Here is a 26,800-nt window from a genome sequence, read left to right as displayed (position 1 = left end):
ACTCTCTTCATCGCTCCCCCATACCGCGGGGAGCAATCATCTCCAGGCCTTCAGGAAGCACTGCAACCGTAATCTTTCCGCCGACGCCTTCGTAAACCTCACCGTCCAGATGCATCACTTCAGGGCTGTCGAGAGACACATCAATACGCTCTGCCCGGTAACTGTAGACACGGCGGTCCCGGGACTGGACCCCGCGGAGATACTGCAGGACGAGGCCGGGAATTTCCCGTTTCGGGACATCCCGGAGAATGCATACGTCGAGAAGACCGTCCCGAAGATCCGCTTCGGGTGCGATCTGGAACTTCCCCCCCTCTACTTTCCCGTTGCCGACAGAGAAGGCGAACACCCGCTCGTCAAGCACCACCAGACGGTCCGGAAGTGTAATTTGAATATGCATTTTTACCGGCGCATAACCTATAAGCACCCGAAAAAGCGCATAGGCATAAGCCAGCTCGCCCCTCAGCCACGGGGCCCTCCTGACGGCTCTGGCAATCCGGCCTGTAAAGCCGATGCCGAGGGAGTTGAGAAAATGACGCTGCTCTCCCCCGCTGAACTCCACCCGGCCTACATCCACCCGAATTCGCCCGCCAGAGAACTGCGACTCGGGACTCCGGCCCCCGGACATTGCGGGGACGAACGTCTTGAGGAAATCGTTCGCCGATCCGAAGGGAAGCACTCCAACCGCAGAGCCGGCGCCCATCACGGCGTTCAGCACCTCATGGAGCGTTCCGTCACCGCCGCAGGCAATGACCGCACGCCCTCCTCTGGCAGCTTCGGCGGCAAGCTCTCCGGCATGACCCGCACGGACAGTCGACAACACTTCCGCATCGGCCCGCCCCTGAACGGCCCGGCGGAGGGCCGATACCCGGCCTGCAGCCCGCCCCTTGTCGGCATGGGGATTTACAATAAAGGTGTAACCCGTCTCGAGGGACATGGGGAAAGGGGTTGCATGAAGAAAGATGCGCCGTATTCCAGCGCACATAACGATTACGCAGAAATACTTACTCCAACGCCGTATTGAGCATCAAATAACAGTATTATTATCAGAAAACGTCAAAAAAAGTTGTATATCTGCTCAAAAAAGACCAATATTACACCAAGCAGCCCGCAGTAACAGGGGATGTATTTTACCCTACAACGCAACACCATGACAGAAGGCGACGAAAAAGCGACACGACAAACGCACTGGGAAAGTCGCCACGAACAGGAAGGGTACGTCAAGAAAATCCGACAGGTAAAGGGCCGCATCCTGCATACCTGGGTCGAAGCAGAGAGAGATATCGCGCTCAACACCATGGACAACCGGATGCTTGACGAAGTTGTCCAGGACTGCCGCCTTAAGGATCTTCCTGTCTGCCTGATCTGGGATCTCAGCCATGTCGGTACTATCACCCTCCACTACAAGCAGTCGATAGCCGACATCATTTTCAACTGGGCGCCGGGCTTCAGCCGCATCGTGTTCTTCAACATCCCTGAAGCAATACGAATCATCGTGGAGTCGTTTGCCGCCGTTGCGCCCGAAGGAATCTCCGTCATGACGGCCGGAAGCTATGAGGAGGCCGAAAGAAAAGCTGCTGCGGAGGAACACGAAAAGAACGAGACCGAACCGACTGAAAGCCACACCCGCGCCAAAAACGAATTTCTTGCAGCGATTGCAAGAATATCATGGATGAATATGCTGGAACAGCATATCCCCATCCCTCAACCTGACAACCGGTTCCATTCATTTTTCAAGGCGGTGGAGGCAATGCAGTCTGACCTTCGGGCCAAGGAAGATGAAAAGGAGATGGAACTGAATCAACTCAAACAAGACCTGGAACAACGACTCACACACATGGTTATCAAAATGAACGCACAGACGGAGCTGAACAGGAAGTCCGGCCGGGATTTCGAGAAAGAGATCTCAGAGCTGAAATCGAGGATTGCGACGCAGGACATGGAACTGACGAGGGTGTCGACGGCAATAGCCGAAAAGACCTCCTCGCTGCGCAACCTTCTCGACCAGATCTACGCGCTGGACATCGACCCGACGCAGAAACGGCAGATGACCGACTCATGCCTGAGCCTGATCGAAACCGAGACCATCGAGAAGCGCCTGAACATCGAGCTCACCGAAGCAGACTCCGTGTTCCTCTCGAAGCTGCAGAAAAAGCACGCAAACCTGAACCAGCGCGAGCTGCGCATCAGCCTGCTCGTGAAGCTGAACTACGATACGCGCGAAATCGCCCGTTCAGTCGGCATCTCGACCAGAGGGATGGAGAGCATCCGCTACCGGATGCACAAGAAACTCGGCCTCGGCAAACATCAGTCGATCAAGACCTACCTGTCAGACCTCTCCATCACCATGTAGGAATACCGGGAGAGGATCAGATGATCATAGCGGACCTTCCTTCAGGGAAGACGGCACTCCTGCGCCGGAAAGAAGGCCCGCACCGCATCGGTCCCGCTCAGGCGATGCAGAGGCTTTTGATGTTGACAAACTCCCTGATCCCGTAACGGGCAAGTTCGCGCCCGTACCCCGACTGCTTCACCCCGCCGAAAGGAAGGCGAGGGTCTGACTTGACCATAGTGTTGATGAAACAGTTTCCCGTATCCAGACGGGCAGCTATCAGCATGGCACGCTCAATGTTGGCGGAGAAAACCGCAGAGCCGAGACCGAACGGGGTATCGTTGGCAATATGCACCGCCTCGTCGTCATCCTTCGCCTCGATGAGGGTCGCAACCGGCCCGAACAGCTCCTCGCTGTAGCATGCCATTCCAGCCCTTACGCCTGAAAGTACCGTCGGTGGATAATAGTAGCCTTTCCGCTCGGGAATGCTGCCGCCACAAAGCAGTTTCGCCCCGCCCTCCACACTCCTCCTCACCTGGTCATGCAGCTGGTCTCGCAGATCCAGTCGGGCAATAGGACCCACTTCGACATCCGGATGGAAGGGATCACCCATCACCGCCGAACGCATCCTCACCAGGAGCTGCTCCTCAAACACCTCCATTACCGAAGCATGCACGATGAACCGCTTTGCGGCAATGCAGCTCTGGCCGCTGTTGAGCAGCCGGGCAGCTGCGCAGTGGTTGACGGCCGCACTGACGTCGGCATCATCGAGCACGATGTAGGGATCGCTTCCGCCGAGCTCAAGCACGCTTCGCTTCAGTGCATGCCCTGCTTTCGTGGCAACGGCGCGGCCCGCACCTGTGCTGCCGGTCACCGAAACAGCGCTCACTGCCGGGTGATCGATGATGAAGCCGGTCAGTCGATCTACATCCTCAAGGTCGATATGCACAGCGCGGTACAGATGCTCCGGAAAGCCGGCCCTCCGGAACAGGGACTCCATGGCGACCGATGAGCCGGTCACGTTGGGGGCATGCTTGACAAGAATGCCGTTGCCCGCCATGATGGCAGGAACAGCAAACCGGAACACCTGCCAGAAGGGAAAGTTCCAGGGCATGACACCGAGCACCAGCCCGATGGGATCGAAGCGCACGACGCCCTGCATGCCGTCAAGATCGCTCTCTTCAGACTGCAGGAACCTGTCTGCATGCTCAGCATAGTAACTGCAGACCAGCGCCGATTTCTTCACTTCGGCGACAGCCTGGGACAGCGGCTTGCCCATCTCGCGGCTGATCATCTCCGCATGCTGCTGCTTTTCGGCTTCGAGCAATGCGGCAAGGCGGTGCATGGCGGCCCTGCGTTCCAGAGGCGCCACCGTCCGCCACCGGCGATAGTCCCGGTCTGCAAGAGAGATGACCTCCGTGAGTTCAAGGGCATCCATCGCGGGATAGGATGCAAGCTGTTCTTCCGTAGCGGGGTTGATTGTGGTGATCATGGGTAACTGGCGGTTCAAGGGCTCAAGAAAAATGACTGAACTGTAAAGGTACGGATTTCAGCGGTATCTGGAAAACCCTGCATACCCCCATGCTTCAATCCCCGTCTTCGAGGCCTTCATAGAGTGCGAGGTAGCTTTCATAGCGGGACGGGTGCAGGAGTCCCGTCGAAACGGCGCTGCGAACAGCGCATCCCGGCTCGACGGTATGGGAGCAGGACGAGAAGGAGCAGGAGGGCATGAGCGGGAGGAACTCCCGGAAAAAGAATCGGAGGTTTTCGCGGCTGATGCCTGACAGGCTGAACTCCCTGATGCCCGGCGTATCGATGACATGGCCTCCTCCGGGGAGGCGGAGCATGACAGAGCGGCTGGTGGTGTGCACCCCCTTGCCGGTCCTTATGCTGGTGCGGGAGGTGGTGAGGAGCTGCTGGCCGAGGATGCGGTTGATGAGGCTCGATTTCCCCACCCCGGAATGTCCGCTGAACGCCGAAACCCGGCCATCGAGGGCGGCGAGGAACCGGTCCATGCCGGCACCCTTCTTCGCGCTCAGGTGCAGCACCCGGAACCCGAGATCCCGGTAAAGCTCCATGCTGCGCACAGCATCACCCATCGGATCGAGGTCGGCCTTGTTGACGACAAGCAGCGGCTCGAGCTGTTCGGACTCTGCAAAGGCAAGGTATCGGTCGATAAGCCGGAGGTTCGGCGGAGGATCGAAGGCGGAGGACACAACCACGAGCTGGTCGATGTTGGCTGCAATGACCTGCACCTTTTCCTTGCTCCGGTTCCTCCGTATATCCCGCTTCCTGCAGAGGGCGCTGTGGCGGCGGAGAACCGTAACGATGACGGCCTCAGGCACAGCCCCCTCTCCCGGAGAGAGCCGGAGCAGCACCATGTCGCCGACGGCGACGAGTGATGTGCCTTCGTTTTCGGTTTTCGTCAAGGGAATGGTGCGGCAACGGTAGATGGTCCCGTCCGGCGATTCGGCCATATAGAAGGCGCCGGCCGCCTCAACGACCATGCAGGCCGGAAGTGCGCAGGAACGGGTACCGGCAGTCTCGTCAGGGTTCATCTTGCTTGTTGCATTGTAAATTACCAAAGTGCATCACACCCTGTCATTCTACCCGATGTCGGCAAGGGTCTGGCGGCCGAGATAGCGGTCCATATACCACCGGCGCACCGGTTCGTTTTCCGGAAGAGCCAGCCGGCTGTCCGCTTCGACAAGAGCGAAAGCCGCACTTCGTGCAGACTGCATGATATCAAAATCAAGACTGAGGTCCGCAATCTTTAATCCGCTGAGACTCCCCGACTGCTCTTTGCCGAGCACGTTGCCGGCACCGCGGATGCGGGCGTCCATTTCGGAAATGACAAACCCGTCGCTGGTAGACTCCATGGCCTGCAGACGTTCGCGGCCGTCCCCGGTGAGCTTGCCGTAAAGCAGGAAGCAGTGCGAGGGGTGTTGGCCGCGACCGACCCTTCCACGGAGCTGGTGGAGCTGGGCAAGCCCGAAGCGCTCGGCATGCTCGACGATGATGACGGTGGCATTCGGCACGTCAACGCCGACTTCGATGACCGTTGTGCCGACAAGGATGTGGAGCTCACCGGTGCGGAAGCGCTGCATGACGCCGTCTTTCTCCTCTGGACTCATCTGGCCGTGGATGAGGCCAAGCCGGAGGTCAGGAAATACTGCGCCCGAAAGCTCCCCGAAACTCTCCACGGCGGCCTGAAGGTCGGTTTTCTCCGACGCCTCCACAAGCGGGTAGACGATGTAGCCCTGGTGGCCGTCCGCGATTTCACGGCGGAGGAACTGGTGGACCTTCGCCTGTTCGGACTCGGGGCGGACGATGGTCTTCACGGGCCGCCGGCCGGCCGGCATCTGGCGGATCACAGACACGTCGAGATCGCCGAAAACGCCCATGGTAAGGGTTCTCGGGATGGGTGTGGCTGTCATCAACAGGACATGGGGATTGCTGGCTTTCTCCTGCAGGGCTTTGCGCTGGAGGACCCCGAACCGGTGCTGTTCATCGATGATGACAAGTCCGAGCTCGCGGTAGCGGACAGCGTCCTCGATCAGCGCATGGGTCCCGACGGCTACATGCACATCCCCTTCGCGAAGCCTCAAGAGCAGCTCCTCACGGAGCCGCTTCGGCTGACGGCCGCTGAAAAGCGCAACCTCAAGGCCGAGCGGCTCAAAAAACCGCCGCATGCTGAGCCAGTGCTGCACCGCAAGGATCTCGGTCGGTGCCATGAAGACCGACTGAAGTTTGTTGTCGGCGGCGAGCGCCATGGAGAACATTGCTACGGCGGTCTTGCCGGAGCCCACATCACCCTGCAGGAGACGCTGCATGGGGCTTCCGCTGCGCAGGTCCCGGTAGATCTCCCGGATGGCATCTTTCTGTGCAGCGGTCAGTTCGTAGGGAAGAGATGCATACAGCCGCGAAGTGTACTCCCCCGAATGGGTGAAGACGGCTGCCTGACGGAGATGGCGGGCCGTGTGGCGGCGGAGCGCGAAGAGCAGCTGTGCGTAGAATAGTTCGGTCCACTTCATCCGGCGCTCCGCAATACCAAGCCGCTCGGGTGAAGACGGGAAATGGATCTCCCGGTATGCTTCGGCGAGCGGCATGAGACTGTTTGAATCAAGTATCGAGCGGCTGAGGTTCTCCCTGGCGCCCGGTGGCTGGAGCTCGAATGCCTGCGCCATGAGGGAGCGAAGCTGGCGGGACCCCAGCCCGGAAAGCTTCATGGCTTCGGTGGTCGGGTAGAGCGGAATGATGCGGCCGGTATTGTAGAGGGATAAGTCGCTCCCACCGTCCTCATGGCGGTCGCTGCCGAGCCTGTCGAAGTCGGGATGCTGCATCTGCGCCCTCGCCCCGAAATAGCCCACCTTGCCGTGCACGGCGAGCGTCTCGCCGGGAACGACGGCGCGGGCAAAATAGCGTACGCCCCTGAACCAGGTCAATTCCAGCGTCCCAGAGCCGTCGGAGAGAGTCGCACGGAACCGTGAGCGCCCCCGCTGTCCGGCATCAACCGATGCAGCCGTAATGGTTCCGACCACCGTAGCGGTCTCCCCTGCCCTGAGATCCCTGACAGGCTTCATCACCCGTCGGTCGAGGTATCGGCGCGGGAACAGCTCGAACAGGTCCTCGAACGAGACGAGGCCCGCGTCATGGAGGATGGCGACCTTTTTAGGGCCCATCCCTTTCAGTGAAGAGAGGGGAGAACTTTCCGCCATGGCAAATTGGTTGGAACTGGAATGGAATTCTTGTATATTAGCACCCTTATTGTACAGTACAAACAAAGTCAACGACCGACATGAAATCTGATATCCATCCGAAGTACACCGAAGTCACCGTTGTGTGCGCCAACTGCGGCAACTCGTTCGAGACCCGCTCTACCCGTCCGTCCATCAAAGTCGATGTCTGCAGCAACTGCCACCCGTTCTATACCGGCAAACAGACCCTCGTCGACACTGCCGGACGCGTCGACCGTTTCAACAAGCGCTTCGCCAAATCAACAGCATCCCAGGCACAGGCAAAATAATCGGGCAGGCGCTATTGAGCAAACCAGCACCAATTCATACCAGCAGCCATGAACGTCAAAGATGTAAGCCAGAAGAGCGAGCAGAAAATGAAAAAGGCCATCGAGGCGTTTCAGCATGAAATCGCTTCGATCCGGACCGGAAAGGCCACAACCGCACTGCTTGACAGGGTGAAGGTGGAGGCCTACGGCCAGACAATGCCGCTCCGTCAGGTCGGCAACGTCGGCGTATCGGATATCCACACCCTCCTCGTGCAGGTGTGGGACAAATCGATGGTCGCCGCCACAGAAAAAGCGATTCGCGACGCCAACCTCGGACTGAACCCCGCCGCCGAAGGACAGAGCATCAGGGTATCCATTCCCCCGCTCACCGAAGAGCGCCGCAAAGAGTTCGTCAAACTCACCAGGAAGTTCGGGGAAGATTCGAAAGTCTCCCTGCGCAACCACCGCCGCGACATGATCCAGGAGATTGAAAAGCTCGAAAAGGAGAAAGCCATCAGCGAAGATGACCGCAACCGCGGAAAAAAAGACGCCGATGACCTCCTTCACCGCTTCGAGAAACAGGTCAACGAACTCATCGCACAGAAAGAAAAAGAGATCATGGAGGTCTGAAGACCTCCGTTCTCCCCCCCCGTCCCTGTCAGAACAGCACTTCCGCCCCGAGCCCGGCCGATGAAGCCCGGTACCGGTAGAGTGCGTCGTTGGACTCGCTCCAGCTCACATACCATCCCGCCGAAAGCTTCAAAAGCGCACCCTGCCGGTTAAGACGCAAGGTTTTTTCAGCACCCGCAGAGGCCTCCAAGCATACATCCTCTCGCCGGGGCCCATCGGCAAGCCACACACCATCACCATCCAGGACGGCCCGGTCATAGGATTTCAATTTAGCGCCGCAACCGATACGCAGCATCACCCCGCCCTGAAACAGGTGCGAAACCATGGCGTCCCCTTCCATGCCTTCATAACCGTAGGGATCGTCATAAAGATCTTCCAACCAGTAACCATCCGCTGCAACTCCGGAAGCGACAAGGGCCTCGCCGCCGAAACTGAGCCTGTCGGAGACCCTCAGCCGAAGGCCGGTCCGCTCACCCATCGGCAAGGAAACCCGCAAGGAGGTCAGCAACTGCCGGGCTTCGGATCCCGGTCCGCCCAGATAGTCCTTCGCACCCGCCTCTGCCCTCAATGCGAACGAGGCTCCGTCCGGAAATCGGTGCTCTATATGAAAAGACGCTACTGACTCCTTGTTGTCGAAATCATGCAGGACGCGGTACTCCTTCGTGCGGCGACTCAGACCACCCCTGGCCGTCCAGTCAAGAGAGAGCGGCAGCTGCAGTTCACAAAAGACGCCGTTTCCGGAATAATCATACAGGTCCGTCGAACCACTTCCCTCGCGAATGACAAGATCAATACCGCCCCGCACCCGGATGGAGGACTTCGGGAAGTAGTCTAGAGTCGCGCCGGCATTATGCACAGCGTAGGAACTTTCGCTGTAACGGGAAAAGTCTACAATGGTGCCGTCGTAGAAAACCGCACTCTCGCAACCAGTCCACTTCCAGTGCGGAGCGATGCCGGCCGAGAACGCCCGGATGACATCATCTTCACCTCCGGCAGTTCGGAACACGTTGTCTTCAACGCTGCTCGATACGGATGCGGAAACATCGAACCCGTCGATGGCGAAAACGCCGGAAGGACAAAGCGCCAGCAAAAGCAGGGTTACTGCGGCGTAAAGGGGGGAGCGGGGCATCACGGCCTCATTTTCTGCCGCTGCCGCTTCCAGCCGGTCGGCCGGACGAAGAAGGCGCCCTCAAGGAGCCGCCCTGGCGTTCAATGCTGCGGCCGCCGCCCTGCATGCTCCCGTCCCTGAACCGCCGGTCGCCGGGTCCGCTGCCGTCCCCGTCACGACCATCAGGAATGCCATCACCGTCGCTGTCCCTGATGAGGTCGTTGATTCCGTCGCCGTCCTCATCACGGAAGCGCAGGCGCTCCTCAGGGGGAACACGGCCCCCGCCGCTTTCTCGAAACAATGGAGGTCCAGCCACCGCGGAACCGGAGGGTGAGTCACCCGGAACCAGAAGCAGCAGGCAGAGAACCGGGAAAAAGATCAGAAGGTGTTTTATCGGTGCGTTCATGGCGGCAGAGTCATCTGCAGTGGAATAAAAACCGTAGCGGCAGGGCTTGCCTCTCTGCCGCTACGGATGGATGGTTCAGCGAAGCCTGCCGGTACCGTCACAGTCTGCCGTCGGGGTTCCGGCGGGAACAGCAACATAATCCGGATCCTGCCCGTTCGGGATGCCGTCGCCGTCGGCATCGGGAGCGTTGTCGTTATAGCCGTCAAGGTCGGCATCGGTGAAACCGATTCCAAGCACCTGCTTCAGGGGATTCTCTCCGAACCACTGCTTTGCCTGCAGGCTGCCTGAGGGAAGAAATGCCGCAAGAGCAAGGGCGGCGAGCGCGAAACGGATGATTTTTTTCATGGGAGCATATGTTTTATGATTGACGTGCAGGGAGAAGGAATCCTCCCTCTGCACCCATCATCAGTCAATATCCGTGCCAACACTGCCAAACGCCAGCAAAGGCCCGCAGTATAAGGTGACCCAGCCAACCGTGCCTGCCCTGCACCCCCGCCCTCAGCGACCATGCCGTCGCCCGTTCGACCACATGGTCGAAACAGAAACTGAGTCAGCCGGGCTTCATGCCGTACTTCTTCAGTTTGTAGCGCAGGTGCCGCTCGCTGATGCCGAGCAGTTCGGCTGCCCGGGTCTGCACTTCGCCGGCATCCCTCAGGGCCTCACGGATGAGCGCACGTTCGAACGCCTCGACCCGCCGGGTAAAGCCGCCGTCGGCAGCAGAGGCGATATCAGCTTTCGGTTCATGAACCCGCAGCGGCAACTCTTCCATGTATATGGTGTCGCCGCGGGAGAGCACGACCGCCTGCTGGATGACATTTTCAAGTTCACGGACGTTGCCGGGCCACGGGTATTTCATAAGCAGGTCCAGCGCCTCGCGGGACAACCCGCATAATGGCTTGCCGTTTTCGGTCGAAAAGCGCGAAAGAAAGGCGTCTACGAGCGGACCGATGTCTTCACGCCGTTCCCTGAGCGGCGGAATCCGGATAGGGACCACATTCAGGCGGTAGAACAGGTCGCTGCGGAATCCTCCATCGGCAACCATCGCCTCGAGGTCCCGGTTGGTGGCAGCCACGATGCGCACATCCGCCTTGAGTGACTGTGAGCTGCCGACCCGTTCGTAGGTCTTCTCCTGCAGCACACGCAGAAGCTTCACCTGCAGCGACTGGGGGATATCGCCGACCTCATCGATGAAAAGAGTCCCGCCCGCAGCAGCCTCGAACCTGCCTTTCCGCTGACGGTCAGCGCCGCTGAAGGCGCCCTTTTCATGACCGAACAGCTCGCTTTCAAGAAGTGATTCAGGCAGTGCGGCGCAGTTGACGGCAATGAACGGCCCCTCCCTCCGGTCTCCGCCGTAGTGGAGAGCCCGGGCGACCAGCTCCTTGCCGGTTCCCGTCTCGCCGGTTATGAGGACAGCAGCGCTGCTTGATGCTGCCCTCGAGGCAATGCTCATCACCCTGTTCATTGCAGCCGACTGCGAGACAACGCCCGCCATCCCCGTCCGGCCGGCCAGTTCACGACGGAGCTGGCGGTTCTCACTGGCAAGCTGCCGCCGCTCGAGCGTGTTGCGGATCATGACAATCAGGCGATGCAGGTCGACAGGCTTGGTGATGTAGTCGATTGCGCCGAGTTTCATCGCCTCTGTTGCTGATTCGACGCTGCCGAATGCAGTCATGATGATGACGTCGATGTCGGGATTGAGCTGCTTCAGCCCGGCGAGCAGCTCCACGCCGCTCATCCCCGGCATTCTGAAATCACTCAGCACCAAGTCCACCGCCTCTTCACCTGCAATGACAAGCGCCCCTGCCGGTCGGTCGGCAGTCATGACCCGGTAGCCCTGCTTGAGAAGAAACCCTGCAATGCTTTCAAGCTGCACCCTTTCGTCTTCAACGACAAGAATCGTATGTCCCATGCTGTTCTCTCTATGCGTTAAGGGTAGCTTATTCAGGAATCCCCGCCCGAGGGCGGGGCCTGCGGAACGAGGATCCTGAATACGGTTCCGCCCCCCGGGCGGTCATTCACCTCGATCGTCCCTCCGTGGGACTGCACGATCTGGCTTGCGATGCTCAGCCCCATGCCGGTTCCGTCATCCTTCGTTGTAAAGTAGAGGTTGAACATCCGATGACGCTCATCCGGCGTTGTTCCTTTTCCGGTATCGGCCACCTCGATGACAGCCGATCCTGCATCGGCCGACACCGAAACCGACACAGCACCTCCCCGGGATGTAGCTTCCACGGCGTTGCGGACGATGTTGAGCAGTACCTGCTGCATCTGGTCCCTATCGATCAGGGCAACCGTTCCCGGCGCGCCGGAGAGGCTGAAGGCAACCCCCTTGTCCGAGGCCTCACCCTCAAGCACTGCACGGTAATCTGCGGCGAATGCAGCCAGATCTGTCGGAACCACCTCGAGCGCCGGCGGTCGTGCGAAGCGAAGGAATCGCTGGATGATGGCGTTGAGGCGGTGCACCTCGGAGACAACCGTCCGGAGAAGGTGCCGGAACTCTGCTTCGTCTTCCTTCGGGGTAAACTCGATGTCAAGCCGCTGGGCGATGAGACCGATCGCGTTCAGCGGGTTGCGGATCTCATGGGCAACCCCTGAAGCCAGTTCACCCATCGCCGTAAGCTTCCCCTGCCGCTCAAGTCGTTCCTGCATGGCATGGTGTTCCGTGAGGTCACGTAGCACGACAACGGTCCCCTGCCAGTCCTCAGCACCCCCCTGGCCCTCCGAGATCCTGCTGAAGCTTCCCTCGAGCACATGCTCCCGCCCTCCGGCCCGGCAGCGGAACTCCCGCTTCATCACAGAGAACTCACCCGAAGCCGCCTCAGCAAAAAGCGACGCAAGCTCCAACGAGAGCGATGCGGCAGACCTGCCAAGAACATCATCCGCCCGAACCCCGAACAGTCGTTCACCTGCGGCATTCAAGAGGGTGAGGGCGCCGGCGCCGTTGACCGACAGCACCGCATCGGCCATGCTTGTAAGCATCGATGAGGAAAAAGTGCTTACCCTCTGATAGGCCCCGGCGGCAAGGGCCCTGTCGCGCCTGGTAATCACCAGATTGAACAGGGCGAGTCCCCCGAAAAAGAGAAGGCCGAGCATCATGAAAAACCGGTTGCGGAGCTTGGCGAAGGCCGCGTTGAAATGGTCGGTTCTGAGGCCGACGCGAAGCAGGCCCACATTGGCTCCGCGGTAATAGAACGGGTTGACGACCTCAAACACAGGCCTGCCGTCGAATTCGGTCATGCGCGTCGTCGGCTTCCTCGCCCTCAAGGCAGCCGCAAGCACCGGATCGGCAAGCAGCGGGTCAGCGCCCGATACGTTCGGGGTCGCCGCAAGGATTGCCGTGGTATCCTGCCAGATGATGTAGTCGATGCCCGCCTCGCCGGCGCCTATTTTCCGTATCAGGCTCCCCGCGCCGATACTTCGGCGGAGCTCAAGCAGCTCTGAAGCATCGACATTGCCGACAATGGCACCACCCCGGCTTCTGGCGACTGCAGCGATGAGCCGGGGGCCCCGGTCCGAGACACTCTGCCTGATGCCAAGCACGAGAGAGTCAACCCTGCCGGACAGAATCGGCTCCAGCTCCCGCTTCGGATCCCGGTGGTGAAGCGAGGGTGCATGGTCTGGCGGAACATTCCAGGCAATGCGCCGGCCAGTGCGGTCGAACACGTTGATCCGGTACATACCGCCCCTTCCGGCAATATCCTTAAGGGCACGGGAGGTCAGCGGTTTCTGGCGGTCGAGCCGGTCGAGCAGCCGGAGCCGTCCAAGGAGGCTTCCGGTCAAAATCGTACGGTTCCCGTTGTAGCCCTCAACGGCGTTTTCGGCGCCGACCGTCAGTGCATGGATAAGAAGCGAGGCCTCCTCTTCCATCATGTGCTCGATCTCAAGCCGGCGGTATCGGTATTCGAACAGGGTAGAGGTGAGAAAGACGATGAAGAGAAGAAAAAAAATACCCCCGAGGGATGCCGGATGGAGGAGGAACAGTCGTTGCCGGAACTGCTTAATCCGGCTCATAAAAGCCCCTGACGGGTCCCCTCGAAGTATTCCCGCATGGTCTGCCAGGCGTCTTTGCGCTGGAGCAGGCCGGCCACCATGCCGAGCACCGTTGCGGCCCCGGCCGCGAAAAAGAGCGGGCGTGCGGATATATTGTTGGTATAATAGATGGCCGGGATTCCCCGCTCCTTGGCAAAGCTGTCGAGCGAGGTGGTGCCGATGACGAGATCGGGAGCGTATTCCTCCACCGCCTGCATGTCGTCCTCAAGAAACTTCCGGTACCTGATTTCGGTTCCGAGCATCGAGATCACCCGGTCGTCCTCCATACAGAGCGGGGTTTTGGCGATTGATGTCGATGCGTAGGGCACTTCGAGCCCTGCCTCAAGCAGCAGACGCACGACCGGAAGCTCGTTTCCTTCGTATCCGGCAACGATGACCCGTCCATCAAGCGTGTTGAAGCGGCCCATCACGTCGCGTACCTTCGCAGCCTCCTCCTGTGCAACGGCAGCCACGGCTTCGGACTCGAGACCAAGGGCACGACCGATGCGGGTGATCCAACCCGCCGTAGCATTGGCTCCGATCGGGTTGCCCTCGACGATCTTTCCGCCATTCGAACGGATGAGGTCCGCCGTTTTTTCATAAAACGGATGGAGCACGGCCACAACCTCTGCCCGTCCAGCCTCCCGGTAATCCTCGAGCGCCGTGCCCGGAAGGGTAACGACGGAACTGACACCGATTTTCTGAAGTATGCTGCCGACCGTCATGGCGTCAAGCGGAAAAATCTCACCGATGAGAGCGACGGAACGCTGTTTCTTCGGAGCCGTGAAATCACCGAACCGCTCAAGCAGGGTTGCAACCGCCACATCCTTCGCCTCCGGATGGGTACGGATCTGGAACGCCGGCAGGCGCACGAGCACCACCTCTGCGTTGCCCGCCCGGCGCGGAAGCAGTTCCTCGGCGATGCCGGCCGTTTCGGCAACGCAGGTACTGACCACAGGGATCAGCCGGACCGATGGATCCAGAGCGATCTCTTCGACCGTACGGCGCAGGTCGTCGATCATCGTACCGCCGGAAATCTCTGCATTCATCAGCCCGGGGGAAATAATGGACTTGCGGGCCGCATAAAACTGCGACACGAAGGTCAGTCCGTACAAACACCCCTGGTCAGCAGCAAGGCAGACCTGGGAACCATCGATCCTCGTCAGGACCCTGAGCCCGCCGAACGCGGGGCACATCGACTGCGGATGCAGTGCCTTACAGTTCTTTTTCTCCATTGGAGACAACCCGTTTAATGACCTTTTGTATATATGCTCCCCCGGCAATCCGCTGCGGCATGCCGTGCATGGCTTCGAGCGCTTCACTCCTTAACCGGTAGCGGCCGGTCCGGAGACGCCAGTAATCACGGCCATCCTGGCGTGCCGGCCACACAACCGCCGTGATGCCCGCCGAATCAAACCGGGCCTGCTCCCGTATGGCGGTCGGGCGACGCGTGAAGGTTGCCAGCACAATGGTGAACTCCCCCTCCTCAAGCAGCACATTCTCCGCAACGCTGCCAGAAGAAAGAGCCGGAGCCGGAGGCGGCGGCAGGGGTATCGGCTGCGGCAGCTCCTCCGACCGGAACACGCCCGTCAGCAGATGAGCCAGGTCCGTCACCACGCCGGAGCGGACAGTGAGGAACCCCGCCGCAAAACATACCAGGGCGAGAGCGGCGGCACCGGCAACGGAAGCAAAACGTCTCCGGCGCAAGGGAGCGTCCATCCCGATGGACGCCAGATCCTGATAGTCGCTGTTGATGAGTTCATGAAGGCCGGGCTCAAGACGGAATACACTGTGCCCGGAGGCATCTTCCCTAAAGCGGCCGAACCCCGGAAGGATCAGTGCGCCGTTGCGTCCAAGCGCCCCCGAGAAAGCCTTATAGAGCGCTCTCGACGTCCGCTTCAAGTCACCCTCGTCCATCTGCAGACGGGTCCGTAGCAGGTACCGGGTCTGGTCGCGGCCGGTCCGACGGCCATGGACGACGGCGTTCGACGGTGCGGTGTAGACCCATCCGCTCTCAGCTGACTCTCTCAGCGGAGGTGAGTAGCTGATCCTGAAGGAGCCGAGTCCCCTGACGGCTACCGAGCCACGCTCCAGAAGCTCGGCCGACATCGCCCGGGAAAAACGGGCCAGGAGGCTTCCGGCTGCGCCCTCGTCAAGCGCGAGAAGGCCGGAGAGGCGCTCTATGCAGTCACTTGCAGCCATAGAAAAATGGGGAGATTACCGTAAATGAAACCAATATAACACATACCCGTAAAAAAATTCCCCGGGCGGCAGGGCTGGCAGGAAAAGACCGCGCCCGATGAGGATTTTTTTCCTTACTTATCCTGTACAGCGATATTCTGAACCCATCCACCCCGGGGAAGCAATGGCGGAGAAGACACTTTCAGTCAGCGAACTGACAAAACGGATCAAAGGCGAACTTGAATCCATATTCCCCGCCGTGAGCGTCAAGGGGGAGGTCTCCAACTGCAAAAAGCACAGTTCGGGGCACATCTACCTCACCCTCAAGGACGAAGGGGCCCAGATTCCCGCCGTCATCTGGAAACACACCGCAGCCCGCATAAAGACCACGGTAGAGGACGGCATCTGCGTCATTGCCGAAGGAAGGCTCGAGGTGTACCCGCCCTCAGGCCGCTACCAGCTCATCTGCTCAGCCCTCACCGAGGAGGGAGAGGGCGCACTGCAGCTGGCGTTTGCTGCACTCCTCAGGAAGCTCGCCGGACTCGGGTGGTTCAGCGAAGAGAGCAAGAAGATGCCCCCCCGTTTCCCGGAGACCATCGGCCTCATCACCTCGCCGACCGGCGCCGTCATCGAAGACATGCAGAACGTGCTGTCCCGACGGTTCCCTTCAGCAGCTCTCCGGCTCTACCCGGTGAAGGTACAGGGACGCGACGCCGCCCTATCGGTCCGGGAAGCCATCAGCTGGTTCAACAGAGAGAGCCGGAACCGGCCCGATGTCATCATCATCGCCCGGGGCGGAGGATCCATGGAGGACATGCAGGCATTCAACGAGGAAAGTGTGGCTGAAGCGATCCACCGCTCAGCCATACCCATCATCAGTGCCATCGGCCATGAGACAGACATCACCATCGCCGACATGGTGGCCGACCTGCGCGCCGGCACTCCCTCGATTGCTGCCGAACTTGCCGTCCCCGACAGCCTTGAACTGCTTCGCCACATCGCGGCGCATGCCGCCACCCAGTCAGGCCTTGTCATGGGAAAGGTTCAGGGAGCGGAACGGGAGGTCGACTCCATCCGCGGCAGCTACGCGTTCAACCGCCCGCTGAGCATGCTGCAGCAGTTCGAAGAACGGGTGGAGGGTATGCGTGACAGGATGGCAAGGAGCCTCCAGGGCACCTACCGCAACACCCTGCAGCGTTACCAGGCTGCCCTCTCTCACCTCAACCTGCTCGATTACCGCAAAACGCTCGAGCGCGGGTATGTCCTTGTACAGAAAGAGGGAAACGTGGTGACCGACGGACGTTCGCTCAAGGAGAGCGAGGCCGTGGAGCTCTGGTTCCACGACGGCACGATTCCGGCTTCCCTCACCGGGAAGCTGCGCTCACGCCCTTGAGGCGCGACGAAGGAGGCTCCTCACCAGCTCCAGGTCTTCAGGGGTATTCACTCCGGGATTGTCGACGGCTGTATTCACGCAGCGGATGCGGAACCCGCTTTCAAGCAGCCGCAGCTGCTCGAGCGACTCGGCCTCCTCGAGCATCGACACCGGCATCGCGGCAAAGCGCTGAAGCACTTCGGCCGTGAAGGCATACAGCCCCACATGGCGGTATAACCTCAAGGAAGGGGAGCTGTTGCGCACATAAGGGATAGGGCTCCGGGAGAAGTACAGCGCATTTCCTTCGCCATCCATCACCACCTTCACCACATGAGGATCATCGATCTGGGTCCGGTCATCGGGACCGAGCGGGAAGACCAGCGTCGTGCAGTCAGGGAGGGCCGAACCGGCGGGAGCATCGAAAAACGGCTGGAGGGCGAGATCGATGTTCTCGGGACTGATAAGCGGCTCATCACCCTGGAGGTTCAGGAAGACATCGGCTTCAATGCTGCGGGCCGCCTCGGCGATGCGCTCGGTGCCGCAGGAGGCCGTTGGCGAGGTCAGCACCACTTCAGCTCCGAGGGGTTCGAGCACGGCGGCGATTTCAGGGCTGTCGGCAGCCACGACAACGCGCGAGGCGAGGTTTGAGCGGAGCGCCTGACGCCAGGTACGCACGATGAGCGGTTCACCCTCAAGGTCGGCAAGCATTTTGCGGGGAAGGCGGCTGGAATCGAGGCGGGCGGGAATGAGGATGACGGCGTTCATAGTCCGGGGATGGAGGAGTTTCGAAGGATGCTTCGGGCCTCTTCTGCCGAGAGCCCTTCAAGCATGACGCTTTTGGTTCTGGACGCAGCGCCTGACACGATCGATACCCGGCTGTCGGGTATGGAGAAGAGTTTCGAGAACAGGCGGCAGCACTCGCGGTTGGCAGCGTCATCGACAGGGGCCGCTTTCAGGGTAACTTTCAGGGCGTTGCCGTATGGACCCGAAACAGCACTCTTCGAGGAACGGGGCTGCACCCGCACACCGAACACCGCATTACCCCTCTTTTCATGGAACTCGACCACAGCAATCCTATCCGATCACCTTCGGGACCTTGAAGAACCGGTCCTGACGGTCGGGCGCGTTCTGCAGGGCTTCGGCGTTCGAAATGGAGGGGCGCTCCACATCGTCGCGGAGCACATTCTTCTGGTCATGGATGTTGCTGAGCGGCAGCACTCCTTCGGTGTCGAGTTCGCCGAGCTTCTCGACATAGTGAAGGATGCTGTTGAGCTCGTCCGTCATTCTGGAAGCCTCTTCATCAGTGAAGCTGAGGCGTGCAAGTTCGGCGATGTAATCGACATCTTTTCTTGTAACCGACATAGTAAGGATCCCGTCTGATTCGTATTAAATAAAAAAACTCCCGCCGGCCTTACAGCCGGCAGATGTCCAGCTTCTTTTCGTCCATCCTGTTTCTCGGACGCGATTCGATCGGCATCCAGTCGCGCGCTTCCTCTCCGAGATAAAGCTGACGCGGCCTGGCGATCTTCTGGTCGCTGTCCTGGACGTGCTCGGTCCACTGCGACAGCCAGCCGGGGATACGGCCGATGGCGAAGAGAACGGGGAACATGTCGAGCGGGAAGCCCATCGCCTTGTATATCAGGCCGGAATAGAAATCCACGTTAGGATAGAGCTTGCGTGAGATGAAGTAGTCATCCTCGAGTGCGATCCGCTCAAGCTCGAGCGCAATGTCGAGCAGCGGGCTGCGGCCGGTCTCCTCGAACACTTCGAAAGCGATCTTCTTGATGATTTTCGCCCTGGGATCGTAGTTCTTGTATACCCGGTGACCGAATCCCATCAGCCGTCCGGAACCGGCCTTGACCGACTTGATGAACTCAGGCACCTTCTCAATGGACCCGATCTCCATCAACATACGGATGACCGCCTCGTTGGCTCCGCCGTGCTTGGGGCCGTACAGGGCGGCGCACCCGGCGGCAACTGCCGTGTAGGGATCAACGCCGGAACTGCCGACGGCCCGCACCGCATTGGTCGAGCAGTTCTGCTCATGATCGGCATGGAGGATGAAGAGCACGTCGAGCGCACGCTCAAGCACGGGGTTCGGGCTGTAGTTTTGCTCCGTCATCTTGAACATCATGGAGAGGAAGTTGCCGGGATAGCTCAAGTCGTTGTCCGGCAGGACATAGGGGAAACCCATGCTGTGGCGGAAACTCATGGCAGCAAGCGTCGGGATCTTGCCGATGAGGCGCCGCACCTGAAGCTTGCGGGAGTCCTCGTTCATGATGTCCTTGGCGTCGGGGTAGAATGTGGAAAGCGCACCCACTGTACCGACCATGATGCCCATCGGATGGGCGTCGTAGCGGAACCCGTCCATGAACTTCACGATGTTGGCGTGGGTCATGGTGTGGTGGTGGATGTTGTAGGACCATACTGCCAGGCGCTCCTTGTCAGGCAGCTCCCCTTTGATCAGCAGGTAGGCCGTCTCGAGGAACGTGCTGTGCAGGGCCAGCTGCTCGATCGGGTACCCCCGGTAGCGGAGGATGCCGCGATCGCCGTCGATGTAGGTAATGGCGCTTTTGCAGGATGCGGTATTCAGGAACCCGGGGTCGTAACCGAGGAGGCCGAAATCATCGTCAGATACCTTGATCTGACGAAAATCCATTGTCTTGAATGCACCGTTTTCCACCGGGATGTCATAGGTTTTTCCCGTACGGTTGTCGGTTACTGTCAGCGAGCCCGAAGAGTTTACAGTGGTCATTGCGTGATTGGTTACATCCTTTAAAGTAGCCGGAGGAGGCCGTCCCCGGGCGGTTAATATACTCAGAAAAAAAAGGAAAATACTTTTTGGATTTCAAGGGGCCGCTACCTACATTTACAACTCTTTCACGGAGCTGTAGCTCAGTCTGGTTAGAGCGCCTGCCTGTCACGCAGGAGGTCGCGGGTTCGAGCCCCGTCAGCTCCGCAAGGAAACAAGGTCCCCACCCGAGGGGCCTTTTTCATTTCTTGCCCGGGCGGCTCCCTCAGCTCCGTTTCCGCCTGTCTCTCAGATAGATCGATTTCGACTGCCCGTCCCCGCCGATGCGTTCATCCACCTCAAACAGTTTCGTTGCGGCGATAAGTTCTCCGAGTTTGCCGTAACCGTAGTTACGAGGGTCGAACTCCGGAGACTGCTTGGCTATGTTGCTGCCGGTAGCCGCCAGATGGGCCCATCCAGCCTCATCCGATGATGCCTCGACTGCATTGCGCAGAAGGCGGACGAGGCGGGTATCCTGCTTGAGGTCGGCCGCCGACCTACGCTTTATCGGCTCGTTCTCGTTTGTTTTTGCACGAAGCACCTCGGTGTATATGAACTTGTCGCATGCCGAAACAAAGGGGCCCGGCGTCTTCTGCTCGCCGAAGCCGTAAACCGTCAGGCCGGCTTCCCTGATGCGGACGGCAAGCTTGGTGAAGTCGCTGTCGCTCGAGACAATGCAGAACCCGTTGAAACGCCCCGTATAGAGCAGATCCATGGCATCGATGATCATGGCGCTGTCGGTCGAGTTCTTGCCTTTCGTGTAGCCGAACTGCTGGATGGGCTGGATCGAGTACTCAAGCAGCACCTCTTTCCAGCCTTTCAGGGCCGTCGAAGTCCAGTCTCCGTAAATGCGCTTGACGTTTGATGTACCGAATTTGGCAATTTCAGCCAGAAGCCCTTCGATAATGGAGGGCTGGGTGTTGTCGGCATCGATAAGCACCGCCAGCCTGTCCGATCTATCCTCTGCCATTGGACTTGTACCCCCTGTGAAATGTGTTCCTGTTGACCTTCTGGCAAGGGTCTCACGGCACGACCCTGAACCCCAGTTCGACGATAACCGACATAATGGCCCGGATGCTGATCATATCGGGATCGTAGTCCACCCGGACCACGTTCTCCAGGAAGGACGCCTCCGCGGACAATACGCCCTCAAGTTCCATCAGCGCCTCCTTCACCGAACGCTCGCAACCGCCGCACGTCATACCCTCAACCCTCACGTCCTGCTTCATGCTGCCTCCATATGCTCTGAGTTTCTCGCCTTTACCAGTAAGGTACAATGACGGCGGCCCATCACGAAATCTTTCCTTGGCAGAAGATGGGCCGTGTGTGTATATTTTACTCTTTACCGTTCCCCCTCACGATACAGCCAGAATGGGGTCCGGCTCATTCCGACCACGCCAGGGAGCCCATGAAACAATCCATGCTGCAGCCGCACACCCTGCTCAAGAGGGCCCTCATCTTCATCGGCCTGCTGGCGCTTCCCGTCCTCTCATCCTGCACCAAACCGCAGGATGACATCCGCTCGCTCCAGCAGGAAGTGTGGCAGCATCCGGATGACACCGGAGCCCTCATGAACCTCGCAAACGCATTCGCGCGCTCAAAGCGCTATGACGAAGCGGCAGAGGCATACAGCGGAGCCTTGAAAATCGATCCGGAGCTTGACGCGGCCTACCACTCCCTCGGGGCGGTCCGCTTCAATCAGGAACGCTACACGGAAGCCCGCGACTGGTTCCGGAAGCACCTGGAACGCGCACCATCGGACTCGCTGCGCAACTACGACCTCGGCAACGCCCTCATGCAGCTGAAAGACTACAGGCTTGCTGCAGAGGCCTATGAGGCGGCGATTGCAAACAGCCGTTCCTTTACCGAAGCCCACTACAACCTTGCCGTATGCTTCACACACCTCGACAGGATGGCTGAAGCCCGTCAGATTTATGACTGGCTTCTGGATAAAAACAATTATCTTGCCGTTTCTCTGCAAAGCCATCTGAAAGGGGGAAAGCCGGACGGCCAAAAGCCGTGAACAGGCACTACAATGCCGACTGATACTTATGAGTGACCACCATATCATCATCACGCCCACAGAGACCCCCCTACCGATAGCACAGGCGGCCGAAGCCATCCAGACAGCACTCCAGCAGCATGGCAGAGATGGCGCCAACCCCCTCCATCCGCCGGGTACGCTTATGCTGTTCCGTCAGCCGCTGCAGCCATCAGACCCCGCCAAGTGGCTCGCCGCCCAGAACATCCGCCCCAGAATATTCTGGAGAAACCGTGAGCAGGACTATGCCGCCGCCGGCATCGGTGTCGCCGACCGCATTACATACAGCGGCAGGGAACAGAACAGTTCCGCATTCAGGATCCTTGGTGAATCGATGGCCCAAAAGAGCCGCGCTGCGAGGTATTTCGGAGGGATCTCCTTCAACAACATTGAACAGCAGGACCACGACTGGAAAAACTTTCCGGCGTTCTCCTTCATCCTCCCGCTCCTTGAGCTCTCCATGGAAAACGGAGCCTGTACCCTTACCTGCCATATCCTTGCCGGCACCCCCGATGAAACCCTTGCCAGAATAGAGGATGCCCGTACCCTCATCGCTTCACTCCCGAGTGATGCCGGCGACAACGGGGAGCGCCTCCCGGCCGTCACCGGCCGTTCATGCAGCCCAGACCGGGAGGGATGGATACGGAACTGCGGCAAAGCCATTGCGACATTCGAAGACGGCAGCACCGAGAAAATCATGCTCGCCCGCAAAACCACTCTGGAGTTCGCTTCAGCCTGCAACCCCATGCTCTTCCTTCTCCGTCACCCCTATCCCCAGAACTCCACCTACCGGTTCTATTTCGAACCCGAAGAGGGCTGTGCGTTCCTGAGCTTCACCCCCGAACGCCTCTACCGTCGGGACGGATCCCGGCTTCTTACCGAGGCCCTTGCCGGCACCTGCTCGAAAGAGGGCGCGGACCTCACCGATGAGCATGCATCACGGGCTCTCCTCGGCTCAGAAAAAGACATCAGGGAGCACCGGTTCGTCAAAGACATGATCTACAACGAGCTCCTCCCGGCATGCAGCCAGATCGAGATGGAGGATGAGGTGCAGGTACTGCAGCTGAACCGCCTTGCACACCTCTACACCCGTTGCTCGGCCGTCCTGAAACCCGAATGCACCGATGACGGGGAAGTGCTCTCTATCCTTCACCCGACGCCGGCCGTCGGCGGTGTACCGAAAGAGGAGGCCATGCGCCACATCATGGAGCTCGAACCCTTCAGCCGCGGCTGGTATGCCGCGCCGGTAGGGTGGATCATGAGGGATGCGGCGGAGTTCGCCGTCGGCATCCGCTCGGCGCTTGTCAACGGTACGACCGCCTCGCTGTACTCAGGCGCAGGGCTCGTCCGCGGATCCGACCCTGAACTGGAATGGGACGAGGTCGAGCAGAAAATCGGAGACCTGCTGGCCATCACAGAGGACAAGGCATGAACAACCGCCAAGCAACAACGATCTGGAGCGCCGTCCTCGTCGAGGAGCTCATCCGCCAGAATGCCTCAATGTTCTGCATCTCGCCCGGTTCACGCTCCACTCCGCTCACCGCCGCCGTTGCAAGGAACCCCCGTGCGAGCTGGAAAATGTTCCCCGACGAGCGCTCTGCAGGCTTTTTCGCCCTCGGCCACGCCCGAGCGACCGGCCGCCCTGCCGTCCTCGTCTGCACCTCCGGTACCGCAGTGGCCAACTACTTCCCCGCCGTCGTCGAGGCTTCGGCGGATTTCGTGCCGATGATCGTCATCTCCGCCGACAGGCCTTTCGACCTCCAGGAGTGCGGAGCCAACCAGACCATCCGCCAGGACGGCATCTTCGGCCGCTACGCACGCTGGCACATGCAGCTGCCGCAGCCATCAACGGAAATCCCTCTCCAGTCGCTGCTTTCGACCGTTGAGCACGCCGTCGCTAAAAGCCTCGGCGCACCCCGGGGCCCCGTCCACCTGAACCAGCCATTCAGGGAACCATTCGACCCGGAACCGCTTGAAGGCCAGGACCCCTGGCTTGAGCCCCTCCAGGCATGGAAGCTCGACGGCCGCCCCCGGACTTCATCTGCTCAGCCTGAACGCCGTCCCGATGCGCGCGCCATGGCGACCATCCGCGAACTGCTGGCCACGGCCCGCCGGCCGCTCCTCATTGCAGGAAGCATTCCCTCTCCAGATGACGCCCGTGCTGTTGCATCTCTTGCCGATGACCTCCGCATCCCGCTCTACGCAGATCTCTCCTCGGGCCTCCGCCTCACGGAGGGGACACTGGCATGGCAGCAGGCGTTCGCCACTCCGGCGTTTCTCGGCCGGTTCCGTCCTGATCTTGTCGTGCATTTCGGAGGGCGGCTCATCGCCCGCCATCCATCGGCAGCCCTGAAAGCATGGAAGCCCGCGCATTATGTAGTCATCAGGGAGCATCCCGAACGCTACGCCCCCGACCACCCGGTGAGCCTCTCTCTTGAGTCCTCACTCCAGACTGCCGCCGAAGGCCTCATGGGCTGCAGGAGCGAACCCTCAGCGATCAAGGAACCAGCCGAAGGGTTCTTCCTGCACTGCAGCGGGGCGCTTGACGACTTGACGGAAGCGAGCATTCCCCTCAGCGAAATCTCCGCTGCACGCCAAATCTCGCAGCTCATCACCCCCGGGGAGGCGCTCTTCACATCAAACAGCATGTCGGTCAGGGAGCTGGACTCGTTTGCCGCAGCACTCCAGCCGGACGGGCTGCCGTGCGGGCTCAACCGCGGAGCAAGCGGCATAGACGGCATCATCTCAACGGCGGCAGGATACGGGGAAGGCCTCGGAAGGAAAGTCACGCTCCTTATCGGCGACATCGCATTCCTCCACGACCTCAACGCACTCTCGCTCCTCCGCTCCCTCTCCCGGCCTATGCGCATCGTGCTCCTCAACAACAACGGAGGCGGCATATTCTCATTCCTCCCGGTTGCATCCTGCAATGACATTTTCGAGGAGCACTTCGCCACCCCGCAGCACTTCCATGCACAACATGCCGCCGGGATGTTCGGGCTCCGCTACGCCGCGCCCCGGACCAACAGGGAATTCGAGGAGTGCTTCCTCGCTGCCGGAGAGGCTCCCCAAAGCACCATCATCGAGATCGCCTCTTCCCGCAGCGAAAATGTCGAACAGCACCGCACCCTGCAGGCGCGGTTCAACGCATTTGCAGAAACTGCCTTCACCGACCGCTGAACCGGTTTCCCTTGTCTCTTCGCGGAGAAAAACGTTACTTAGTGCATGGGGGCATGAACGGTATAGCATACTGACAGGCGCAACCAAGAAGTTATAGCCATGTTGGGAGACGTACTGCTGATCAACGACCAGCACAAATCGGCGGCAGGCGCCATTCTTGAGCGGGTGCTGCTGGATATCGAACAGCTCCGGAAGAATCAGCCCGGAGAGAAGTTCGTCGTAGCCATATCGGGAGAATCGGGTGCAGGAAAGTCCGAACTCTCGCACTCCCTCGCACTCCTGCTCAAAGGCCGGGGCATCAGGGTCAAGATCCTCCATACCGACAACTACTACCGGGTCCATCCGCTTCAGCGTCGCGAGCACCGCATACAGAGCAACTTCGAAGCGGTAGGGGTGCAGGAATACGACTGGGAGCAGCTGCACCGCAACATCGGGGACTTCCGTCAAGGACGCAGCGTCTCGATCCCCTGCATCGACATCATCACCGAGGAGGTCGACCAGCTCTTCACCGACTTCAGCAAGATCCAGCTGCTCATCATCGACGGCCTGTATGCCATCCGTACCGAAGGGGTGGACCTTAGGGTATTCATCGACCTCACCTACCACGACACGAAGCTCAGCCAGATGCTGCGGGCGAAAGAACCGACGGACGGCTACCGCTGGAGCGTGCTCGAACGCGAACACCAGCATGTGCGTTCACTCAAACCTCTGGCAGACCTGCACGTGGACCGGGACTTCAGGGTATTCGACCCGGCCATCGTCCGTCATGCGCCCCGTCCATGGCAGCGACGTGCTGCGCATGCCGTCACACCCGCAGGCTGAATGGCCCTCACTTCAGCCTGTAAGTGGATCACGGAGGGTGCAGCAGGATCATTATATTGCACAATGGATACCATCACCCCGATTCAGGTCCCGCTCCGCTTCACCACCATCGGCGACCCGTCGCTTCCGTCCGTCGTATTCCTGCACGGGTTCCTCGGCTCCGGCAGCGACTGGCTGCCCTTCACCTCCGGCCTCTCCGGCAGCCTCCATTGCATCCTCGTCGACCTTCCTGGTCACGGTGGGGCAGTCTTCAGGGACAACGGTCCGGACGGACTGCAGGAGGAAAGCGAAGCTTCGAGCGGGTATTTTCTCCATACTGTCGACACCCTCGCCGAAGGTCTTCGAAAGCTGCTCCCCGCACCGGGCTTTCTCGTAGGCTATTCAATGGGAGGAAGGATCGGCGTCGCCCTTCTGCTTCGCCACCCCGAACTCTTTCAGAGAGCAGTGATCGTCTCTTCCTCCCCGGGGCTCCGGACAGAAGAAGAACGTCTAGCCAGAAGGAAAAGCGATGAGGGAACCGCCCGCAAGATCGAGCGGAACTTCGAGGGGTTCCTGGAGTTCTGGTACAGCCAGCCGCTCTTCTCCACCCTTAAAAGCCATCCTCTCTTCCATGAGGTGGAAACACTTCGCCAAAAGGGATCCCCCCGAAGCCTTGCCCGGGCGCTCCGCCTGCTCGGCACAGGCAATCAGCCCTCTTTCTGGGATCAATGTGCCGCAAGCCCGGTGCCGGTGCAGTTCATGGCCGGGGAAAAAGACCCCAAATACCTTGAGATTGGCCGTCAAATGGTTAATTTGTTCCCTCACTCGCGCCTTGAAACCTTCCCCGGCTGCGGCCACACGCTGCACATCGAAGCACGGGACCGATTCCAGGAGCGCCTGCAGCATTTCTTCAACCAGCAAGACTGA

The 26,800-nt window shown here is 59.9% G+C and carries 26 protein-coding genes and 1 tRNA gene; 10 read left to right on the top strand and 17 right to left on the bottom strand.

The window, feature by feature from the left end; translation table 11 throughout:
- Positions 1-7: 7 nt before the first annotated feature.
- The gene (locus PLUT_RS01830) at positions 8-934 is read right to left on the bottom strand and encodes a diacylglycerol/lipid kinase family protein (RefSeq protein ID WP_041463731.1); all 927 of its coding nucleotides are present in this window, start codon (positions 932-934) and stop codon (positions 8-10) included.
- A 213-nt stretch (positions 935-1,147) separates the two neighbouring features.
- Between PLUT_RS01830 and PLUT_RS01825 the strand changes: the two genes are divergently transcribed.
- Positions 1,148-2,350, top strand: a complete 1,203-nt coding sequence (locus tag PLUT_RS01825; protein ID WP_041463730.1) for a hypothetical protein — start codon at positions 1,148-1,150, stop codon at positions 2,348-2,350.
- Between the two features lie 97 nt (positions 2,351-2,447).
- Here the strand turns inward: PLUT_RS01825 and PLUT_RS01820 are convergent, their stop codons facing one another.
- From PLUT_RS01820 to recG, 3 genes are all read right to left on the bottom strand, one after another.
- Positions 2,448-3,821 carry an NAD-dependent succinate-semialdehyde dehydrogenase gene (locus PLUT_RS01820; RefSeq protein WP_011357115.1) on the bottom strand — a complete coding sequence of 458 codons (1,374 nt, stop codon included), beginning with the start codon at positions 3,819-3,821 and terminating at the stop codon, positions 2,448-2,450.
- A gap of 94 nt (positions 3,822-3,915) precedes the next feature.
- A complete protein-coding gene (gene rsgA / locus PLUT_RS01815) occupies positions 3,916-4,887 on the bottom strand; it encodes a ribosome small subunit-dependent GTPase A (protein WP_162010058.1) in 972 nt (323 codons plus the stop codon).
- A gap of 48 nt (positions 4,888-4,935) precedes the next feature.
- Positions 4,936-7,047, bottom strand: coding sequence for an ATP-dependent DNA helicase RecG (gene recG / locus PLUT_RS01810; RefSeq protein WP_011357113.1), 2,112 nt, complete (start codon positions 7,045-7,047; stop codon positions 4,936-4,938).
- Between the two features lie 80 nt (positions 7,048-7,127).
- On the opposite strand from recG, the gene rpmE reads away from it, so the two are divergent.
- Both rpmE and frr read left to right on the top strand, forming a co-directional pair.
- Positions 7,128-7,355 (top strand): 50S ribosomal protein L31, encoded by a 228-nt coding sequence (rpmE, locus tag PLUT_RS01805; RefSeq protein WP_011357112.1) that lies wholly within the window; start codon positions 7,128-7,130, stop codon positions 7,353-7,355.
- A 48-nt stretch (positions 7,356-7,403) separates the two neighbouring features.
- Positions 7,404-7,964, top strand: a complete 561-nt coding sequence (gene frr / locus PLUT_RS01800; protein WP_011357111.1) for a ribosome recycling factor — start codon at positions 7,404-7,406, stop codon at positions 7,962-7,964.
- Between the two features lie 28 nt (positions 7,965-7,992).
- On the opposite strand, the gene PLUT_RS01795 is transcribed toward frr, so the two are convergent.
- The 7 genes from PLUT_RS01795 to PLUT_RS01765 all read right to left on the bottom strand — a co-directional run bounded on the left by PLUT_RS01795 (position 7,993) and on the right by PLUT_RS01765 (position 15,709).
- Complete coding sequence (locus PLUT_RS01795; protein WP_011357110.1) at positions 7,993-9,093, bottom strand: hypothetical protein; 1,101 nt, start codon at positions 9,091-9,093, stop codon at positions 7,993-7,995.
- 7 nt (positions 9,094-9,100) lie between these two features.
- A complete protein-coding gene (locus tag PLUT_RS01790; protein ID WP_011357109.1) occupies positions 9,101-9,478 on the bottom strand; it encodes a hypothetical protein in 378 nt (125 codons plus the stop codon).
- Between the two features lie 75 nt (positions 9,479-9,553).
- A complete protein-coding gene (locus PLUT_RS01785) occupies positions 9,554-9,823 on the bottom strand; it encodes a hypothetical protein (RefSeq protein ID WP_011357108.1) in 270 nt (89 codons plus the stop codon).
- 205 nt (positions 9,824-10,028) lie between these two features.
- Entirely contained in the window at positions 10,029-11,387 is a 1,359-nt protein-coding gene (locus PLUT_RS01780; RefSeq protein WP_011357107.1) for a sigma-54-dependent transcriptional regulator, read from the bottom strand.
- A gap of 32 nt (positions 11,388-11,419) precedes the next feature.
- Complete coding sequence (locus PLUT_RS01775) at positions 11,420-13,489, bottom strand: ATP-binding protein (RefSeq protein WP_011357106.1); 2,070 nt, start codon at positions 13,487-13,489, stop codon at positions 11,420-11,422.
- A complete protein-coding gene (gene bchY, locus PLUT_RS01770) occupies positions 13,486-14,742 on the bottom strand; it encodes a chlorophyllide a reductase subunit Y (RefSeq protein WP_011357105.1) in 1,257 nt (418 codons plus the stop codon). Before bchY ends, PLUT_RS01775 begins: the two co-directional genes overlap by 4 nt.
- On the bottom strand, positions 14,723-15,709 hold the full coding sequence (locus tag PLUT_RS01765) for an SPOR domain-containing protein (protein WP_011357104.1): 987 nt from the start codon (positions 15,707-15,709) through the stop codon (positions 14,723-14,725). Before PLUT_RS01765 ends, bchY begins: the two co-directional genes overlap by 20 nt.
- 163 nt (positions 15,710-15,872) lie before the next feature.
- Between PLUT_RS01765 and xseA the strand changes: the two genes are divergently transcribed.
- Positions 15,873-17,081 (top strand): exodeoxyribonuclease VII large subunit, encoded by a 1,209-nt coding sequence (gene xseA, locus PLUT_RS01760; RefSeq protein WP_011357103.1) that lies wholly within the window; start codon positions 15,873-15,875, stop codon positions 17,079-17,081.
- On the opposite strand, the gene kdsB is transcribed toward xseA, so the two are convergent.
- The 4 genes from kdsB to PLUT_RS01740 are packed head-to-tail and all read right to left on the bottom strand — an operon-like array spanning position 17,070 to position 19,815.
- A complete protein-coding gene (kdsB, locus tag PLUT_RS01755; protein ID WP_011357102.1) occupies positions 17,070-17,825 on the bottom strand; it encodes a 3-deoxy-manno-octulosonate cytidylyltransferase in 756 nt (251 codons plus the stop codon). The two genes, xseA and kdsB, sit on opposite strands and share 12 nt — an antisense overlap.
- Positions 17,822-18,127 carry a DUF167 domain-containing protein gene (locus PLUT_RS01750; RefSeq protein ID WP_011357101.1) on the bottom strand — a complete coding sequence of 102 codons (306 nt, stop codon included), beginning with the start codon at positions 18,125-18,127 and terminating at the stop codon, positions 17,822-17,824. Before PLUT_RS01750 ends, kdsB begins: the two co-directional genes overlap by 4 nt.
- A gap of 7 nt (positions 18,128-18,134) precedes the next feature.
- Positions 18,135-18,422, bottom strand: a complete 288-nt coding sequence (gene gatC / locus PLUT_RS01745) for an Asp-tRNA(Asn)/Glu-tRNA(Gln) amidotransferase subunit GatC (protein WP_011357100.1) — start codon at positions 18,420-18,422, stop codon at positions 18,135-18,137.
- 49 nt (positions 18,423-18,471) lie between these two features.
- Complete coding sequence (locus PLUT_RS01740; RefSeq protein WP_011357099.1) at positions 18,472-19,815, bottom strand: citrate synthase; 1,344 nt, start codon at positions 19,813-19,815, stop codon at positions 18,472-18,474.
- Between the two features lie 129 nt (positions 19,816-19,944).
- On the opposite strand from PLUT_RS01740, the gene PLUT_RS01735 reads away from it, so the two are divergent.
- Positions 19,945-20,019 (top strand) — tRNA-Asp (locus PLUT_RS01735).
- 58 nt (positions 20,020-20,077) lie between these two features.
- Here the strand turns inward: PLUT_RS01735 and PLUT_RS01730 are convergent.
- Both PLUT_RS01730 and PLUT_RS01725 read right to left on the bottom strand, forming a co-directional pair.
- Entirely contained in the window at positions 20,078-20,821 is a 744-nt protein-coding gene (locus PLUT_RS01730; protein ID WP_011357098.1) for an NYN domain-containing protein, read from the bottom strand.
- A gap of 52 nt (positions 20,822-20,873) precedes the next feature.
- Positions 20,874-21,128 carry a heavy-metal-associated domain-containing protein gene (locus PLUT_RS01725; protein ID WP_238974606.1) on the bottom strand — a complete coding sequence of 85 codons (255 nt, stop codon included), beginning with the start codon at positions 21,126-21,128 and terminating at the stop codon, positions 20,874-20,876.
- 131 nt (positions 21,129-21,259) lie between these two features.
- On the opposite strand from PLUT_RS01725, the gene PLUT_RS01720 reads away from it, so the two are divergent.
- From PLUT_RS01720 to menH, 5 genes are all read left to right on the top strand, one after another.
- Positions 21,260-21,874 (top strand): tetratricopeptide repeat protein, encoded by a 615-nt coding sequence (locus PLUT_RS01720; RefSeq protein WP_011357096.1) that lies wholly within the window; start codon positions 21,260-21,262, stop codon positions 21,872-21,874.
- 28 nt (positions 21,875-21,902) lie between these two features.
- Entirely contained in the window at positions 21,903-23,324 is a 1,422-nt protein-coding gene (locus PLUT_RS01715; RefSeq protein WP_011357095.1) for an isochorismate synthase, read from the top strand.
- Positions 23,321-25,072, top strand: coding sequence for a 2-succinyl-5-enolpyruvyl-6-hydroxy-3-cyclohexene-1-carboxylic-acid synthase (menD, locus tag PLUT_RS01710; RefSeq protein WP_011357094.1), 1,752 nt, complete (start codon positions 23,321-23,323; stop codon positions 25,070-25,072). Before PLUT_RS01715 ends, menD begins: the two co-directional genes overlap by 4 nt.
- Positions 25,073-25,171: 99 nt before the next feature.
- Entirely contained in the window at positions 25,172-25,894 is a 723-nt protein-coding gene (locus PLUT_RS01705; protein WP_011357093.1) for a uridine kinase family protein, read from the top strand.
- A 63-nt stretch (positions 25,895-25,957) separates the two neighbouring features.
- A complete protein-coding gene (menH, locus tag PLUT_RS01700) occupies positions 25,958-26,800 on the top strand; it encodes a 2-succinyl-6-hydroxy-2,4-cyclohexadiene-1-carboxylate synthase (RefSeq protein ID WP_041463728.1) in 843 nt (280 codons plus the stop codon).

The organism is Pelodictyon luteolum DSM 273 (assembly GCF_000012485.1).
GTDB classification, from domain to species: Bacteria; Bacteroidota; Chlorobiia; order Chlorobiales; family Chlorobiaceae; genus Chlorobium; species Chlorobium luteolum.
This window is presented reverse-complemented; position numbering and strand designations above follow the sequence as displayed.

Coding starts and splice junctions, on each gene's coding strand:
- PLUT_RS01785 (WP_011357108.1), bottom strand. CDS start 9,823: ATGAAAAAAATCATCCGTTTCGCGCTCGCCGCCCTTGCTCTTGCGGCA.
- PLUT_RS01740 (WP_011357099.1), bottom strand. CDS start 19,815: ATGACCACTGTAAACTCTTCGGGCTCGCTGACAGTAACCGACAACCGT.
- PLUT_RS01825 (WP_041463730.1), top strand. CDS start 1,148: ATGACAGAAGGCGACGAAAAAGCGACACGACAAACGCACTGGGAAAGT.
- kdsB (WP_011357102.1), bottom strand. CDS start 17,825: ATGAACGCCGTCATCCTCATTCCCGCCCGCCTCGATTCCAGCCGCCTT.
- PLUT_RS01820 (WP_011357115.1), bottom strand. CDS start 3,821: ATGATCACCACAATCAACCCCGCTACGGAAGAACAGCTTGCATCCTAT.
- PLUT_RS01830 (WP_041463731.1), bottom strand. CDS start 934: ATGTCCCTCGAGACGGGTTACACCTTTATTGTAAATCCCCATGCCGAC.
- PLUT_RS01780 (WP_011357107.1), bottom strand. CDS start 11,387: ATGGGACATACGATTCTTGTCGTTGAAGACGAAAGGGTGCAGCTTGAA.
- xseA (WP_011357103.1), top strand. CDS start 15,873: ATGGCGGAGAAGACACTTTCAGTCAGCGAACTGACAAAACGGATCAAA.
- menD (WP_011357094.1), top strand. CDS start 23,321: ATGAACAACCGCCAAGCAACAACGATCTGGAGCGCCGTCCTCGTCGAG.
- PLUT_RS01790 (WP_011357109.1), bottom strand. CDS start 9,478: ATGAACGCACCGATAAAACACCTTCTGATCTTTTTCCCGGTTCTCTGC.
- PLUT_RS01795 (WP_011357110.1), bottom strand. CDS start 9,093: ATGCCCCGCTCCCCCCTTTACGCCGCAGTAACCCTGCTTTTGCTGGCG.
- rsgA (WP_162010058.1), bottom strand. CDS start 4,887: ATGAACCCTGACGAGACTGCCGGTACCCGTTCCTGCGCACTTCCGGCC.
- gatC (WP_011357100.1), bottom strand. CDS start 18,422: ATGTCGGTTACAAGAAAAGATGTCGATTACATCGCCGAACTTGCACGC.
- recG (WP_011357113.1), bottom strand. CDS start 7,047: ATGGCGGAAAGTTCTCCCCTCTCTTCACTGAAAGGGATGGGCCCTAAA.
- PLUT_RS01775 (WP_011357106.1), bottom strand. CDS start 13,489: ATGAGCCGGATTAAGCAGTTCCGGCAACGACTGTTCCTCCTCCATCCG.
- PLUT_RS01720 (WP_011357096.1), top strand. CDS start 21,260: ATGAAACAATCCATGCTGCAGCCGCACACCCTGCTCAAGAGGGCCCTC.
- PLUT_RS01730 (WP_011357098.1), bottom strand. CDS start 20,821: ATGGCAGAGGATAGATCGGACAGGCTGGCGGTGCTTATCGATGCCGAC.
- PLUT_RS01765 (WP_011357104.1), bottom strand. CDS start 15,709: ATGGCTGCAAGTGACTGCATAGAGCGCCTCTCCGGCCTTCTCGCGCTT.
- PLUT_RS01705 (WP_011357093.1), top strand. CDS start 25,172: ATGTTGGGAGACGTACTGCTGATCAACGACCAGCACAAATCGGCGGCA.
- menH (WP_041463728.1), top strand. CDS start 25,958: ATGGATACCATCACCCCGATTCAGGTCCCGCTCCGCTTCACCACCATC.
- PLUT_RS01715 (WP_011357095.1), top strand. CDS start 21,903: ATGAGTGACCACCATATCATCATCACGCCCACAGAGACCCCCCTACCG.
- rpmE (WP_011357112.1), top strand. CDS start 7,128: ATGAAATCTGATATCCATCCGAAGTACACCGAAGTCACCGTTGTGTGC.
- bchY (WP_011357105.1), bottom strand. CDS start 14,742: ATGGAGAAAAAGAACTGTAAGGCACTGCATCCGCAGTCGATGTGCCCC.
- frr (WP_011357111.1), top strand. CDS start 7,404: ATGAACGTCAAAGATGTAAGCCAGAAGAGCGAGCAGAAAATGAAAAAG.